The sequence below is a fragment of the Clostridium sp. C8-1-8 genome (assembly GCF_009928445.1).
Lineage (GTDB): Bacteria > Bacillota > Clostridia > Clostridiales > Clostridiaceae > Clostridium_AR.
The window spans coordinates 1-300 of record NZ_JAABNO010000098.1 but is presented as its reverse complement, the minus strand read 5'-3'; the positions used below and the strand labels follow the sequence as shown (position 1 = coordinate 300).

At 57.7% G+C, this 300-nt stretch carries 1 rRNA gene; it reads left to right on the top strand.

Going from position 1 to position 300, the window contains the following annotated elements:
* Window positions 1–300, top strand: a 23S ribosomal RNA gene (locus GXK57_RS26270); the annotation flags it as partial.

Below are 300 nucleotides of genomic sequence, written 5' to 3'. Positions count from 1 at the left end.
CTGGTGACGGGACATTGTTAGGTGGGCAGTTTGACTGGGGCGGTCGCCTCCAAAAAAGTAACGGAGGCGCCCAAAGGTTCCCTCAGAACGGTCGGAAATCGTTCGTAGAGTGCAAAGGCAGAAGGGAGCCTGACTGCGACACTTACAAGTGGAGCAGGGACGAAAGTCGGGCTTAGTGATCCGGTGGTACCTCGTGGGAGGGCCATCGCTCAACGGATAAAAGCTACCTCGGGGATAACAGGCTGATCTCCCCCAAGAGTCCACATCGACGGGGAGGTTTGGCACCTCGATGTCGGCTCG